Raw genomic sequence first — 12,427 nt, 5'->3', positions numbered from 1 at the left:
CATGTACAAACTGACCATCGATGGCCTGCACAAAAGCTATGGCGACAACGAGGTACTCAAGGGCGTATCGCTCAAGGCACAAAGCGGTGATGTGATCTGCCTGATCGGCGCCAGCGGTTCAGGCAAGAGCACCTTTCTGCGCTGCATCAACTTTCTGGAACAACCCAACGACGGCGCCATGAGTCTGGATGGCGAACAGATCCGCATGGTCAGCGACAAGGACGGTATGCGGGTCGCCGATGCCGATGAGCTACAGCGCATCCGCACACGGCTGGCGATGGTCTTCCAGCATTTCAACCTGTGGGCGCACATGACCGTGCTGGAAAACGTCACCATGGCTCCGCGCCGGGTGCTCGGTGTGCCCAAGGCCGAAGCGGAACAGCGTGCCCGCAAGTATCTGGAAAAGGTCGGCCTGCCCGAGCGGGTCGCCGATCAATATCCTGCCTTTCTTTCCGGCGGCCAGCAGCAGCGAGTGGCAATTGCCCGCGCACTGGCGATGGAACCGGAAATCATGCTGTTCGACGAACCCACCTCGGCCCTCGACCCGGAGCTGGTCGGTGAGGTGCTCAAGGTAATCCAGGGCCTGGCTGAAGAAGGCCGGACCATGATTCTGGTCACCCACGAAATGGGCTTCGCCCGCAAGGTCGCCACACAAGTGGTGTTTCTGCACAAGGGCCAGATCGAAGAGTCGGGGCATCCGGACGAAGTGCTCAACAATCCCAAGAGCGAGCGCCTGCAGCAGTTCCTGAGCGGCAACCTGAAGTAAGCAGAAAAGCGCCAGGACAGACTGGCGCCTTTCTACCACAAGGGTATTCAGGCGACAGGAACGGGCGGCGGCTCGTCCGGCAAGGTCGGCTCACCGGGCTCCGGCGGCTGCGGCGGATAGGGCGTGTCCGGGCCTGGATCACCCGGAATGCCGCCGCCCACCATATTGAACTGCGAATCAGCCATCAACGACCAGGCAAGCAGTCCGATCTCATTGAGTTGAGGGGGCTTTTCCCGGTCAGTGGGTTTGAAATCTGTCTTCATAGGGCACTCCCGATCATCAGTCCCCACATACGCTATGTGTGAGGGGAGACAGTCAGGGAATAGAGTGCACAAACGGGCATTAATTCAATCACCCAGGCCCGGCACCCGAAAAATCATGTGCGAGGCAGGGTTACGCCACGCTGGCCCTGATACTTGCCGCCACGATCCTTGTAGGAGACTTCACACTCCTCATCGGATTCCAGGAACAGCATCTGCGCCACGCCTTCATTGGCGTAGATCTTGGCCGGCAGTGTGGTGGTGTTGGAGAACTCCAGCGTCACGTGGCCTTCCCATTCCGGCTCCAGCGGCGTGACGTTGACGATGATCCCGCAGCGCGCATAAGTGCTCTTGCCCAGGCAGATGGTCAGGACGTTGCGCGGAATACGGAAGTATTCGACGGTACGCGCCAGCGCAAAGGAGTTGGGCGGAATGATGCAGACATCGCTCTTGATATCGACGAAGCTTTTTTCATCGAAATTTTTCGGATCGACGGTCGCCGAATTGATGTTGGTGAAAACCTTGAATTCATCGGCACAACGCACGTCGTAGCCGTAGCTGGAAACGCCGAAGGAAATCAGACGGTCGGCGCCCTCGCCACGCATCTGGCGCTCGACGAAGGGCTCGATCATGCCTTGCTCTTGCGCCATGCGGCGAATCCACTTGTCCGATTTGATGCTCATGGCGATGTCCTGAATAGCGAGGTGAAAAAAGATGTCCGGCATCTTACCGGGCCAAGGCGTCCGGTTCAAAGGCAACAGATCCTGACTTTAGGGGTCTTGTACCCGCTTGGGCCGCTAATGGAAATAATCCTCATCAGACCATTGGCACGTCTCTTAAAAAGGGTTAAGGTGGCGCCACTGTGTTGCTTGTGTCACTGAGAATCTCTACACGATGTTGAATTTCGATCCAACCATCTCCATGAATTTTCCAGCTCTTTGCACTCAGTCTCGGCCAGGGCTCTTCCTGAGTCGCAGTTAACTTTGTCCAAGGAGATATATTATGTCCAATCGCCAAACTGGTACCGTTAAGTGGTTCAACGATGAAAAAGGCTTCGGCTTCATCACTCCACAATCCGGTGACGACCTGTTCGTACACTTCAAAGCTATCCAATCCGACGGCTTCAAAAGCCTGAAAGAAGGCCAACAGGTTTCTTTCATCGCTACCCGCGGTCAGAAAGGCATGCAAGCTGAAGAAGTTCAAGTTATCTAACTTGTCCTGATTCGCTTAAAAAACCCCGCCCTCAAAAGCGGGGTTTTTTTGTGCTTGTGCTTGCTACAGGAGCGAATTCATTCACGAATGAATTCGCTCCTGTAGCCCTCAATCGTCGCTGATTGAAATCGTCGGCATCGCCGGGCTTGCAGCTTCCTGCAAGACAATTCGCGCCCCGACATGCCGCGCCAGTTCCTGATAGACCATCGCAATCTGGCTTTCAGGCTCGGCAATTGCCGTCGGCTTGCCGCCATCGGCCTGCTCGCGTATCAACATCGACAGCGGCAGCGAAGCCAGCAGTTCAACGTCATATTGCGAAGCGAGCTTCTCGCCGCCGCCCTCACCGAACAGATGCTCGGCATGCCCGCAGTTCGAGCAGATATGCACCGCCATGTTTTCCACGACACCCAATACCGGAATATTGACCTTGCGGAACATTTCGACGCCCTTTTTCGCATCCAGCAAGGCCAGATCCTGAGGCGTGGTGACAATCACCGAGCCTGCCACCGGCACCTTCTGCGCCAGGGTCAACTGGATATCGCCGGTGCCGGGCGGCATGTCGATGACCAGGTAATCCAGATCGTTCCAGGCAGTCTGGGTAACCAGTTGCAGCAAGGCACCGGACACCATCGGCCCGCGCCAGACCATCGGTGTGTTGTCATCGGTCAGAAACGCCATGGACATGACTTCAACACCATGCGCCTCGACCGGCACGAACCATTTCTGGTCCTTGATGCGCGGGCGCGTGCCCTCAGGAATACCGAACATCACGCCCTGGCTAGGACCATAGATGTCAGCATCCAGAATACCGACCCGGGCGCCTTCACGAGAAAGGGCCAGCGCCAGATTGGCTGCGGTCGTGGATTTGCCGACGCCCCCCTTGCCCGAAGCCACGGCAACGATGTTTTTCACATTGGCCAGGCCCGGAATCTGGCTCTGGGCCTTGTGAGGATTGATGACACTGCGGATATCGACCTTGGCCGAGGCAACGCCATCGAGGCCTTCGATTGCCGTTTTCAACACCTGCGCCCAGCCATTTTTGAACAGATCGGCGGCATAACCCAGCTCAAGCTGCACGCTGACTTGTGCGCCGTCGATATCGATGGCTCGAACGCAACCGGCAGTGACCGGATCGAGGTTCATATAGGGGTCGGTGTACTGGCGAAGAATCGTCTCCACCGCTGCGCGATTAACAGCGCTCATGGGCTTACTCCGAAAAGAGACTGACTGAAACAGGCGGCTATCCTACCCGTTATGTCGAATCCCGACATGGTTTCACTGCATTTGCAGGGTCGCTGCAAGGTGAAAAAAATTGCTCAGACCTTTATAGTGGCCGACCTCCGTTTCACTTCAAGTAGCCGAGCCCCATGTCCGAGCCACGCAAGATTCTCGTTACCAGCGCCCTGCCCTATGCCAATGGTTCCATTCACCTTGGCCACATGCTCGAGTACATCCAGACCGACATGTGGGTACGTTTCCAGAAGCACCGCGGCAACCAGTGCACTTATGTCTGCGCAGACGATGCCCACGGCTCGGCAATCATGCTGCGTGCAGAAAAGGAAGGCATCACCCCGGAACAACTGATCGACAACGTCAAGGCCGAGCACAGCGCCGACTTTGCCGACTTCCTGGTGGACTTCGACAACTTCCACTCGACGCACTCGGAAGAAAACCGCGAGCTGTCGAGCATGATCTACACGCGCCTGCGCGATGCCGGGCATATCGCCACTCGCTCGATCACGCAGTATTTCGACCCAGAAAAGAAAATGTTCCTGGCCGACCGCTTTATCAAGGGCACCTGTCCGAAATGCGGCACCGAGGACCAGTACGGCGACAACTGCGAAAAATGCGGCGCGACCTATGCCCCGACCGATCTGAAAGATCCGAAATCGGCGATTTCCGGTGCCACGCCGGTCCTGAAGGATTCCAAGCACTTCTTCTTCGACCTGCCCGCATTCGACGCCATGCTCAAGAGCTGGACCCGCAGCGGCACGCTGCAGGATGCGGTCGCCAACAAGATCGCCGAATGGCTGGATAGCGGCCTGCAGCAGTGGGACATCTCCCGCGACGCGCCGTATTTTGGCTTCGAGATTCCGGACGAGCCGGGCAAATACTTCTATGTCTGGCTGGATGCGCCTATCGGCTACATGGCCAGCTTCAAGAACCTCTGCGAGCGCCGCCCGGACCTGGACTTCGATGCCTACTGGGCCAAGGATTCCAGCACCGAGCTGTACCACTTCATCGGCAAGGACATCGTCAACTTCCACGCCCTGTTCTGGCCTGCCATGCTCGAAGGCGCCGGCCTGCGCAAGCCTACCGGCATCAACGTACACGGTTACCTGACCGTGAACGGGCAGAAAATGTCCAAGTCGCGCGGCACCTTCATCAAGGCCCGCACCTACCTGGAACACCTGCCGCCCGAGTACCTGCGTTACTACTACGCCTCGAAGCTGGGCCGCGGCGTCGACGACCTCGACCTGAACCTTGAAGACTTCGTGCAAAAGGTCAACTCCGACCTGATCGGCAAGGTGGTCAATATCGCCAGCCGCTGTGCCGGCTTCATTCACAAAGGCAACGCCGGCGTTCTGGTCGAAAGCAATGCCGCACCGGAACTGACCGACGCTTTCCTGGCTGCCGCACCGAGCATCGCCGAAGCCTACGAGGCACGCGACTTTGCCCGCGCCATGCGTGAAACCATGGCCCTGGCCGACCGCGCCAACGCTTTCATTGCCGACAAGGCGCCATGGGCGCTGGCCAAACAGGAAGGCAAGCAGGATGAAGTCCAGGCCGTTTGCGCCCTGGGCATCAACCTGTTCCGCCAACTGGTGATCTTCCTCAAGCCGGTGCTGCCACTGCTGGCCGCTGACGCCGAGAAGTTCCTCAATGTCGCGCCGCTGACCTGGAACGACCACAAGACCCTGCTGGGCAATCATCAGCTCAATCCGTTCTCGGCGCTGATGACCCGCATCGATCCGTTGAAAGTGGAAGCCATGACCGCAGCCTCCAAGGAAGACCTCGCCGCCAGCGCAACCGACACTGCGCCCAAAGGCAACGGCGAACTGGCCAAGGATCCGCTGTCGGCGGAAATCGATTTCGATACCTTCGCCGCCGTCGACCTGCGGGTTGCACTGATCCTCAAAGCCGAACACGTGGAAGGCGCCGACAAACTGTTGCGCCTGACTCTGGATATCGGCGACGAGCAGCGCAACGTGTTCTCCGGAATCAAGAGCGCCTACCCGAACCCGAGCGAACTGGAAGGTCGCCTGACCATGATGATCGCCAACCTCAAACCACGTAAGATGCGCTTCGGCATGTCAGAAGGCATGGTGATGGCTGCCGGCCCTGGCGGTGAAGAAATCTACCTGCTGAGCCCCGACAGCGGCGCCAAGCCAGGCCAACGCATCAAGTGATGCACGCGAAGGCCCGATAGCAGTTGCAACCTGGCTGCTATCGGGCCTTCGCATGTCCGCAAGCCGCTTCCTTGCCGGATACTGTCTACCCTTGAAAGAGGCTCGCCAGCCTGTTCGCCACCCGGCAAGATCATGACCGACTTCATCTACACACTCCTGAGTGCCGCGCTGATCAACAACTTCGTGTTGCAGCAGCCGCTGGGCGCCGATCCGCTGACTCGAACCACTTCCCTGCACCGCCATCGCCTGCATGCGCTGGGGATCGCGACCTGCTGGCTGATGCTGGCAAGCAGCATCGTCAGCTATCTGATCCTGCACTACTTGCTTCCAGTGCCTTACCTGCGGCTGTTCGTATTCCTGCCGGTACTGGTGCTGTTGACCATGCCCAGCCTGACGGCACTGAAAAGACTGTTCCCACGTCTGGACTTCGACGGACTGCGGCCGTTGTTGCTGGGCAATGCAGGCGTAACTGGTGTATTGCTGCTCGGCATAGGGCCTGAACAGCTGCCTGAACAGGGGCTTGGCCATCTGCTGGCCTTAAGCCTGGGTGCAGGCCTCGGTTTCTGGCTGGTCTTGAGCCTGCTGGATGATCTTGGACAACGGGTGCGGACCGAAGACATTCCACAACCGTTTCGCGGGATGCCGATTCAACTGATCGGTGTCGGCCTCATGGGGCTGGCTTTTCTGGGCTTCAACGGGCTGGTCAAGGCATGAACCTGATACACAGCATCGACGCCCTGCTGCCGCAGACCCAGTGCGGCAAATGCGGCCATCCCGGCTGCAAGCCCTACGCCGAAGGCATTGCCAGTGGTGAAGCCATCAATAAATGCCCACCGGGAGGTGAGGAAACCATTGGTCAACTGGCGCAACTGCTGCGCGTGCCAGTGCTGCCACTGGATACCAAGCGCGGCCTGGCACCGGCGCAGGTCGCGTTCATTCGTGAGGCCGAGTGCATCGGCTGCACCAAGTGTATTCAGGCCTGCCCGGTGGATGCGATTGTCGGGGCGGCCAAGCAGATGCATACGGTCATCGTCGACGAATGCACCGGCTGCGACCTGTGCGTGGCGCCCTGTCCGGTAGATTGCATCGATATGCTTCCACTGAAACCGACAAACGTCACGCCGATGGTCGGCGATCCCAGCCTGTCTGCCGAACAGCAACAGGCCCGCACCCACAAGCGCAACCATGCGCGCCATCGTTTCGAGTCGCGCAATGCCCGGTTGCGTCGTGAGCAGGAACAACGTGCGGCAGAACGCCAGGCGCGCGCGCAAAAACCGTCACCGGTCAGCAGTGCCCAACCAGCCTCGGCAATTGATCGGGCGCGTAGCGACAAGACAAACGTGGAAGACGAAGCGCTGAAAAAAGCCCGTATCAACGTAGCCATGAGCCGGGCACAACTGAACAAGTCGCTCAAGGCTTTCGGTCATCCTCCCATCGCCGAGCAGGCTGCACGGCTGGTGGAACTGCAACGTGAATTCGAGGCTGCCGAACAGGCTCTGGAAACACTGCTGCGCGATGCGCCTGAACAACCCCGGGCACCCGTCGCCAAAGTCGACAACGGCGGCGTAAAGCGCGCCAAGATCCAGTTGGCCATGGCCCGCGCTGCCCTGAAAAAAGCCCAGGCAGCAGAGGCATCGGCCGAACAGCTCGCCGCCCTGAGCACAGAGCTGCAACACGCCGAGATGAAGATGCAAACGCCTGAACGCCTGCAAAAATCCATGGGCACGGTGCTGCTTGCCCTGCTGCCTGGCGCATTGGCGCTGCTGTGGCTGTATGGCTGGGGCGTGCTGCTGACCTGGCTGCTGGCCGCCAGTACTGCCCTGCTGACCGAGTGCGCCTGCCTGCGCTTGCGTAACCAGCCCGTGCGCCCAGGCCTGCTGGACGGCAGCGCACTGGTCAGCGCAACCCTGCTCGCCTTCGCCTTGCCGCCTTACTCGCCCTGGTGGCTGACCTGTGCGGCCAGCGCCTTCGCCATGCTATTTGGCAAACACTTGTATGGCGGTGTCGGCAAGAATCCTTTCAATCCGGCCATGCTCGGCTATGCCTTTGCACTGGCCTGCTTTGCCCAACAGATGAATCACTGGCCTGCCAGTCATGGCTTGAGTCTGACAGGCAGCCTGCAGCAGATTTTCGGCTTCAGTGTTGCTCAGCAGCCGGATGCCTGGGCCCAGGCCACGGTTCTGGATGTACTGCGCATCAACACTCATCTGACCATCGATGAACTGTTCACGGGCAACCCCGCTTTCGGGAGCATGGGCGGTCGTGGCAGCGAATGGGTCAATCTGGCCTTTCTGGCCGGCGGCACACTGTTGCTGCAACAGCGGATCATCAGTTGGCAGGCTCCGCTGGGCATGCTGGCCAGCCTGTTCGTGGTCAGCCTGTTGTTCTGGAACGGCTCGGGATCGGACTCCCATGGTTCACCGCTGTTTCACCTGCTGACCGGCGCCACGATGCTCGGGGCGTTCTTTATCGCCACCGAACCGGTATCCGGCCCCGCCAGCCCGCGTGCACGCCTGCTGTTCGGGGTCGGCATCGGCCTGCTGACCTACGTGATACGCACCTGGGGCGCCTACCCGGACGGCGTGGCCTTTGCCGTGCTGCTGATGAATCTTGCCGTACCGGCCCTGGAGCGGCTGGCAATGCGAGCATCTGCGGAAACGACCTCATGAAAGCGTCCGGGCTGCTGACCCTGCTGGTCATCGCCGGACTGGGCATCGGCATTACCGTTGCCCTGCAACACGCAGCCAGCCCGCGCATTCAAGCCGCCCAGGAACAGGCACGCGATCAGGAATGGTCAAGCGTGCTGCCACGCGCCAGCTACGACAATCAGCCACTGCGCCAGCCATTGACCCTGCCCGTCAGCGATTCATCAGTGCTGAGCGCCTATCTCGCCACCCGTGCCGGCCGGCCCTGCGCCGTGATCTTTCATAGCCGCGGCCAGGGTTATGCCGGCCCGGTGGAATTGCTGGTCGGCGTGTCGGCTGAAGGCCGGTTGCTGGGTATCAAGCTGCTTGAACAGCACGAGACACCCGGCATCGGTGCCCGTATCGCCAGCGAACCGCAGTGGCTGAACGGTTTTTCAGGGAAATCGCTGGACGGCCCCGGCGAAGCGAACTGGGCAGTGAAAACGGATAACGGCGCTTTCGATCAGATCGCCGGCGCCACAATCACCTCCAGAGCCGTGGTCGACACACTGCGCGATACCTTGCGCTACTTCGACAATCACCAGGCACAGCTTCTGCCTCAAGTCGGGGGACAGCCATGAGCCTGCGGACGTCAGCAATCATGATCGGCAGCCTGAGCCTGGTCCCGCTGCTGGGCGTCACGGACACGCTGATCAAGGCGCTGGCTTTCCTGCTGATCTTCGCGATGGTCGCGACCTTGCACAGAGCCTTGTTGCAGGCGCTATCTGCGCTACTGGATGCAGCTCAGAGATGGCTCGCCAGCGCCCTGATTGCCGCCACACTGGTCACAGGTACAGAAACGGCTCTGCAACTTCTGGCACCTGCACTGCATCAGGCGCTGGGCGTCTATCTGCCCTTGATCGCGATCCACTGCATGCAGATCCGGGTGGCGAACATCAGCGCAAAACTTCTGGGCGGATACGCCGCGTTGATACTGATGCTGGGTTTTCTACGCGAACTGCTGGGCAACGCGACGATTCTTGCCAATGCCCATTGGCTGTTTGGCAATCAGGCCATCCAGTGGCAAATTAACCTTCCGAACCCGGCCTTGCACATGGCAATTCTGGCGCCGGGTGGCTTCATACTTCTGGGCCTTCTGCTTGCCGGCTACAACGCCTTGAGCAGGCCGACACCTTCCAAGGAAATACCCTCTTCATGAATGCCGCAAAACGTCTGGAAATCTTCCGCAGGCTCCACGAAGACAATCCTGATCCAAAAACCGAACTGGCCTACACCACGCCGTTCGAGTTGCTGATATCGGTGATCCTGTCTGCACAGGCTACCGATGTCAGCGTCAACAAGGCCACGGCAAGGCTGTACCCGGTGGCCAACACGCCGCAGGCGATCCATGCGCTGGGTGTGGAAGGTTTGTCCGAGTACATCAAGACCATCGGGCTTTATAACAGCAAGGCCAGAAACGTCATTGAAACCTGTCGGCTACTGATGGAACTGCACAACGGTGAAGTGCCACAAACTCGTGAGGCCCTGGAGGCCTTGCCTGGTGTTGGCCGCAAAACCGCCAATGTCGTGCTCAACACCGCTTTTCGCCAGATGGCGATGGCAGTCGACACGCACATTTTTCGGGTCAGCAACCGTACCGGTATCGCACCCGGCAAAAACGTGGTGGAAGTGGAAAAGCAGTTGATGAAATTTGTACCCAAAAACTACCTGCTGGACGCCCACCACTGGCTGATCCTGCATGGGCGTTATGTATGCCAGGCACGCAAGCCGCGCTGCGGCAGTTGCCGAATCGAAGACCTGTGCGACTACAAGGAAAAGACCTCTGACGATTGAGCAATAGCAGTTCTATTACTCAATCGATTGAAAAAATCTTTTTTACCGGCATCAGGATTATCGATATAAGGTGCGCCAACGACAGCCAAAGCCTGGAGTCAACTTTCATGAGTACTGGCAAAGAGCAATTGGACGTAGACGACGATTTTATCGCTGTCGATTCAGACGAAAGCGAGCAAGCACCGGTCGAACCCGCCAAGACCAATCTGAACAAGCGACGCACCATCGATAATCTGCTTGAAGAACGGCGCCTGCAGAAACAACTGGCCGACTACGACTTCGACCTCTAGGCGCGCCCTTGCATAACCCCGTTTTCAAAGCCTCTCATCAGGAGAGGCTTTCGCACGGGTTTGCCGGAGCGAAACTGCGCCGACCCACGGGGACCTTTGCGGGCTTGAGCATCAGACCAGCCCGTTACGCTGGGCGAGCTCGATCAGATCGACCAGTGAGTGCGCATTGAGCTTGAGCAGCAGGCGTGTCTTGTAGGTGCTGACGGTTTTGTTGCTGAGAAACATGCCGTCTGCAATTTCCTTGTTGGTTTTTCCTCTGGCCAGTTGCTGCAGCACCATCATCTCGCGCCCCGAGAGACGGTCGACCATATCGGCCTCACTGGCATTGCCCATGCTTGAGCGCACGGTATGCAAGGCCTGGTTGGGAAAGTAGCTGTAGCCCGACAGCACAGCCTTGATGGCACTCAGCAGCTCGGTCAGGTCCTGTTGCTTGCAGACATATCCCGCCGCACCGGCCTGCATGCAACGCATGGAAAAGTGGCCAGGAGCCTGGGAAGTAAGAATCAGAACCTTGAATGGCAATGTCATGGCAGACAGGCGCGCGATAACTTCAAGGCCATCCAGTTTGGGAATCCCTATATCCAGAATGACAATATCCGGCAAATGTTCGCGAGCCAGTTGCAACGCATCCACTCCATTGTCCGTCTCCGCAATGACCTCATAGCCATGGCGCTCCATCAGCATGCGTACAGCAAGGCGAATGACAGGATGATCATCCACGATCAGCACTTTATTCATGGGCAGTCCACTTTTCGCTATTCGAATTTTCAGAGTCAGCACAATAGCTTAGTCGTTTAGTGCTTTGCATGACGCTCACCCTCGCGGACCAACAGCCAAAGACCATTCCCACATACACAACAGAAAATTCCTACAATTTTCGCTATTAACGAACTATTTTTTATGTTTTTCATAGAGCCTCCCCTTCGGAATTTTATGAAATTATTACCGTCTGGAGTGCTGAGATAGAGCATCGCAACTCAGGTAAAACAATTATTGCCGCAAGGTCAAGCATTAGTCTTTAAACCTCTGAACTCTGACCGACAATAGCCGATGAACATGCCATCACCTTCATGATTACGCAGGTAACGGCAATGATCCGGATAGATGCCATCCCCATAGCTTCTTGCCACTACTTTCAATACTGCATGCAGCAACCCCGAGCACTACTGGCAGGTACTTCCCGGGACAGACTCAGTGACCTCGGGGATCATGACCAGAACATCTATAAGGTGCCCTTCCTCATAACCAACAAGCCACACATCGCGTACAGGTGATCAAGAGAGCATCATATTCTATGGGTGAATCCATGCATTTCGCTTCAAGCCATATACCAACAGAATGTTGAAAAAATACACATATAAATATACCTTTCTTATACATCGACATGCGAAAAGACCAAAACCACAAAAAGATCAGATCTTTCCTACAAAGCATGACTCCGGGACTTCACCACCTCCAGCCAGTCAGCACAGAAGCCTTCAGGATGCTGACTCTACGCTATCACCACAATAAAAGTGATACATAAATACTCCCCGCATCCAAGTTCAGGCCTTTCCTTGCTTCACCTTACACACTTCAACTCTGCGAATGGCTCATTCGACAAGTAGCTAATACTATATTTCATTTTACTTCCATACCCGTCGCACCAAAGAGGAAACGTACTACACGACTAGCAGACGGTAGATAGCAACATGTAAGACCACTTCAAGTTTAATAAGTGAATTCATGTAGTGCGCCATTTTTTTACTTGCAAATTCTATTACCAGTCGTTACTTTTTTAACAACGAACTCATTACTTTCTGCCAACAACTATGTGCAGTTAGATTGGAGCGCCCCAACAACCGACGTCATTTTAATGACGCCACGAATAACACTGCTTTATATGGACTCTGCTTATCAAGAGAGTCGAAAGGATTCGGGCAACATGAACATGGCCGATCAGGAACACCCTCCCTTTGACAAGCCCGGACCGGGCCTGACAATTCTTTTGAATTGGCCATGCGTATAACCA

Annotated in this window: 13 protein-coding genes and 1 pseudogene; 10 read left to right on the top strand and 4 right to left on the bottom strand. The window is 57.2% G+C overall.

All coding sequences use genetic code 11. From position 1 onward, the window contains the following. Window position 1 precedes the first annotated feature (1 nt). Window positions 2-766: an ABC transporter ATP-binding protein gene (locus tag ALQ04_RS09760; RefSeq protein WP_122315552.1), complete on the top strand. Its 765-nt coding sequence runs from the start codon at window positions 2-4 to the stop codon at window positions 764-766. A gap of 47 nt (window positions 767-813) precedes the next feature. Here the strand turns inward: ALQ04_RS09760 and ALQ04_RS09755 are convergent, their stop codons facing one another. Both ALQ04_RS09755 and dcd read right to left on the bottom strand, forming a co-directional pair. Further along, window positions 814-1,029: a hypothetical protein gene (locus tag ALQ04_RS09755; protein WP_122315551.1), complete on the bottom strand. Its 216-nt coding sequence runs from the start codon at window positions 1,027-1,029 to the stop codon at window positions 814-816. A 113-nt stretch (window positions 1,030-1,142) separates the two neighbouring features. Further along, complete coding sequence (dcd, locus tag ALQ04_RS09750) at window positions 1,143-1,709, bottom strand: dCTP deaminase (RefSeq protein WP_025261480.1); 567 nt, start codon at window positions 1,707-1,709, stop codon at window positions 1,143-1,145. A gap of 319 nt (window positions 1,710-2,028) precedes the next feature. Here dcd and ALQ04_RS09745 point away from each other — a divergent pair, with 319 nt between their 5' ends. After that, window positions 2,029-2,238 (top strand): cold-shock protein, encoded by a 210-nt coding sequence (locus ALQ04_RS09745; RefSeq protein WP_002554837.1) that lies wholly within the window; start codon window positions 2,029-2,031, stop codon window positions 2,236-2,238. Between the two features lie 108 nt (window positions 2,239-2,346). Here ALQ04_RS09745 and apbC read toward each other — a convergent pair whose 3' ends face one another. Next, window positions 2,347-3,441: an iron-sulfur cluster carrier protein ApbC gene (gene apbC, locus ALQ04_RS09740; RefSeq protein WP_122315550.1), complete on the bottom strand. Its 1,095-nt coding sequence runs from the start codon at window positions 3,439-3,441 to the stop codon at window positions 2,347-2,349. A gap of 164 nt (window positions 3,442-3,605) precedes the next feature. On the opposite strand from apbC, the gene metG reads away from it, so the two are divergent. From metG to ALQ04_RS09705, 8 genes and pseudogenes are all read left to right on the top strand, one after another. Next, entirely contained in the window at window positions 3,606-5,648 is a 2,043-nt protein-coding gene (gene metG / locus ALQ04_RS09735) for a methionine--tRNA ligase (RefSeq protein ID WP_122315549.1), read from the top strand. Window positions 5,649-5,780: 132 nt separating this feature from the next. After that, window positions 5,781-6,362 carry an Rnf-Nqr domain containing protein gene (locus ALQ04_RS09730; RefSeq protein ID WP_122315548.1) on the top strand — a complete coding sequence of 194 codons (582 nt, stop codon included), beginning with the start codon at window positions 5,781-5,783 and terminating at the stop codon, window positions 6,360-6,362. After that, window positions 6,359-6,730, top strand: a pseudogene (locus tag ALQ04_RS27650) (RnfABCDGE type electron transport complex subunit B); the annotation flags it as partial. The gene ALQ04_RS09730 and the pseudogene ALQ04_RS27650, both read left to right, overlap by 4 nt. 600 nt (window positions 6,731-7,330) lie before the next feature. After that, on the top strand, window positions 7,331-8,317 hold the full coding sequence (locus ALQ04_RS27220) for an RnfABCDGE type electron transport complex subunit D (RefSeq protein ID WP_259644985.1): 987 nt from the start codon (window positions 7,331-7,333) through the stop codon (window positions 8,315-8,317). Continuing rightward, a complete protein-coding gene (locus tag ALQ04_RS09720) occupies window positions 8,314-8,913 on the top strand; it encodes an RnfABCDGE type electron transport complex subunit G (RefSeq protein WP_122315546.1) in 600 nt (199 codons plus the stop codon). The genes ALQ04_RS27220 and ALQ04_RS09720 overlap by 4 nt, the downstream gene beginning before the upstream one ends. Beyond that, window positions 8,910-9,491, top strand: coding sequence for an Rnf-Nqr domain containing protein (locus ALQ04_RS09715; protein WP_122315545.1), 582 nt, complete (start codon window positions 8,910-8,912; stop codon window positions 9,489-9,491). Before ALQ04_RS09720 ends, ALQ04_RS09715 begins: the two co-directional genes overlap by 4 nt. Next, on the top strand, window positions 9,488-10,126 hold the full coding sequence (nth, locus tag ALQ04_RS09710) for an endonuclease III (RefSeq protein ID WP_122315544.1): 639 nt from the start codon (window positions 9,488-9,490) through the stop codon (window positions 10,124-10,126). The genes ALQ04_RS09715 and nth overlap by 4 nt, the downstream gene beginning before the upstream one ends. Window positions 10,127-10,233: 107 nt before the next feature. Next, the gene (locus tag ALQ04_RS09705; RefSeq protein WP_122315543.1) at window positions 10,234-10,416 is read left to right on the top strand and encodes a PA3496 family putative envelope integrity protein; all 183 of its coding nucleotides are present in this window, start codon (window positions 10,234-10,236) and stop codon (window positions 10,414-10,416) included. Window positions 10,417-10,527: 111 nt separating this feature from the next. Here ALQ04_RS09705 and ALQ04_RS09700 read toward each other — a convergent pair whose 3' ends face one another. Continuing rightward, window positions 10,528-11,154 carry a response regulator transcription factor gene (locus ALQ04_RS09700; RefSeq protein ID WP_025261490.1) on the bottom strand — a complete coding sequence of 209 codons (627 nt, stop codon included), beginning with the start codon at window positions 11,152-11,154 and terminating at the stop codon, window positions 10,528-10,530. Window positions 11,155-12,427 lie beyond the last annotated feature (1,273 nt).

Source organism: Pseudomonas cichorii, assembly GCF_003700275.1.
GTDB lineage: Bacteria > Pseudomonadota > Gammaproteobacteria > Pseudomonadales > Pseudomonadaceae > Aquipseudomonas > Aquipseudomonas cichorii_B.
The sequence above is the reverse complement of the archived record's forward strand: the minus strand, read 5'-3'. Positions and strand labels throughout refer to the sequence as shown.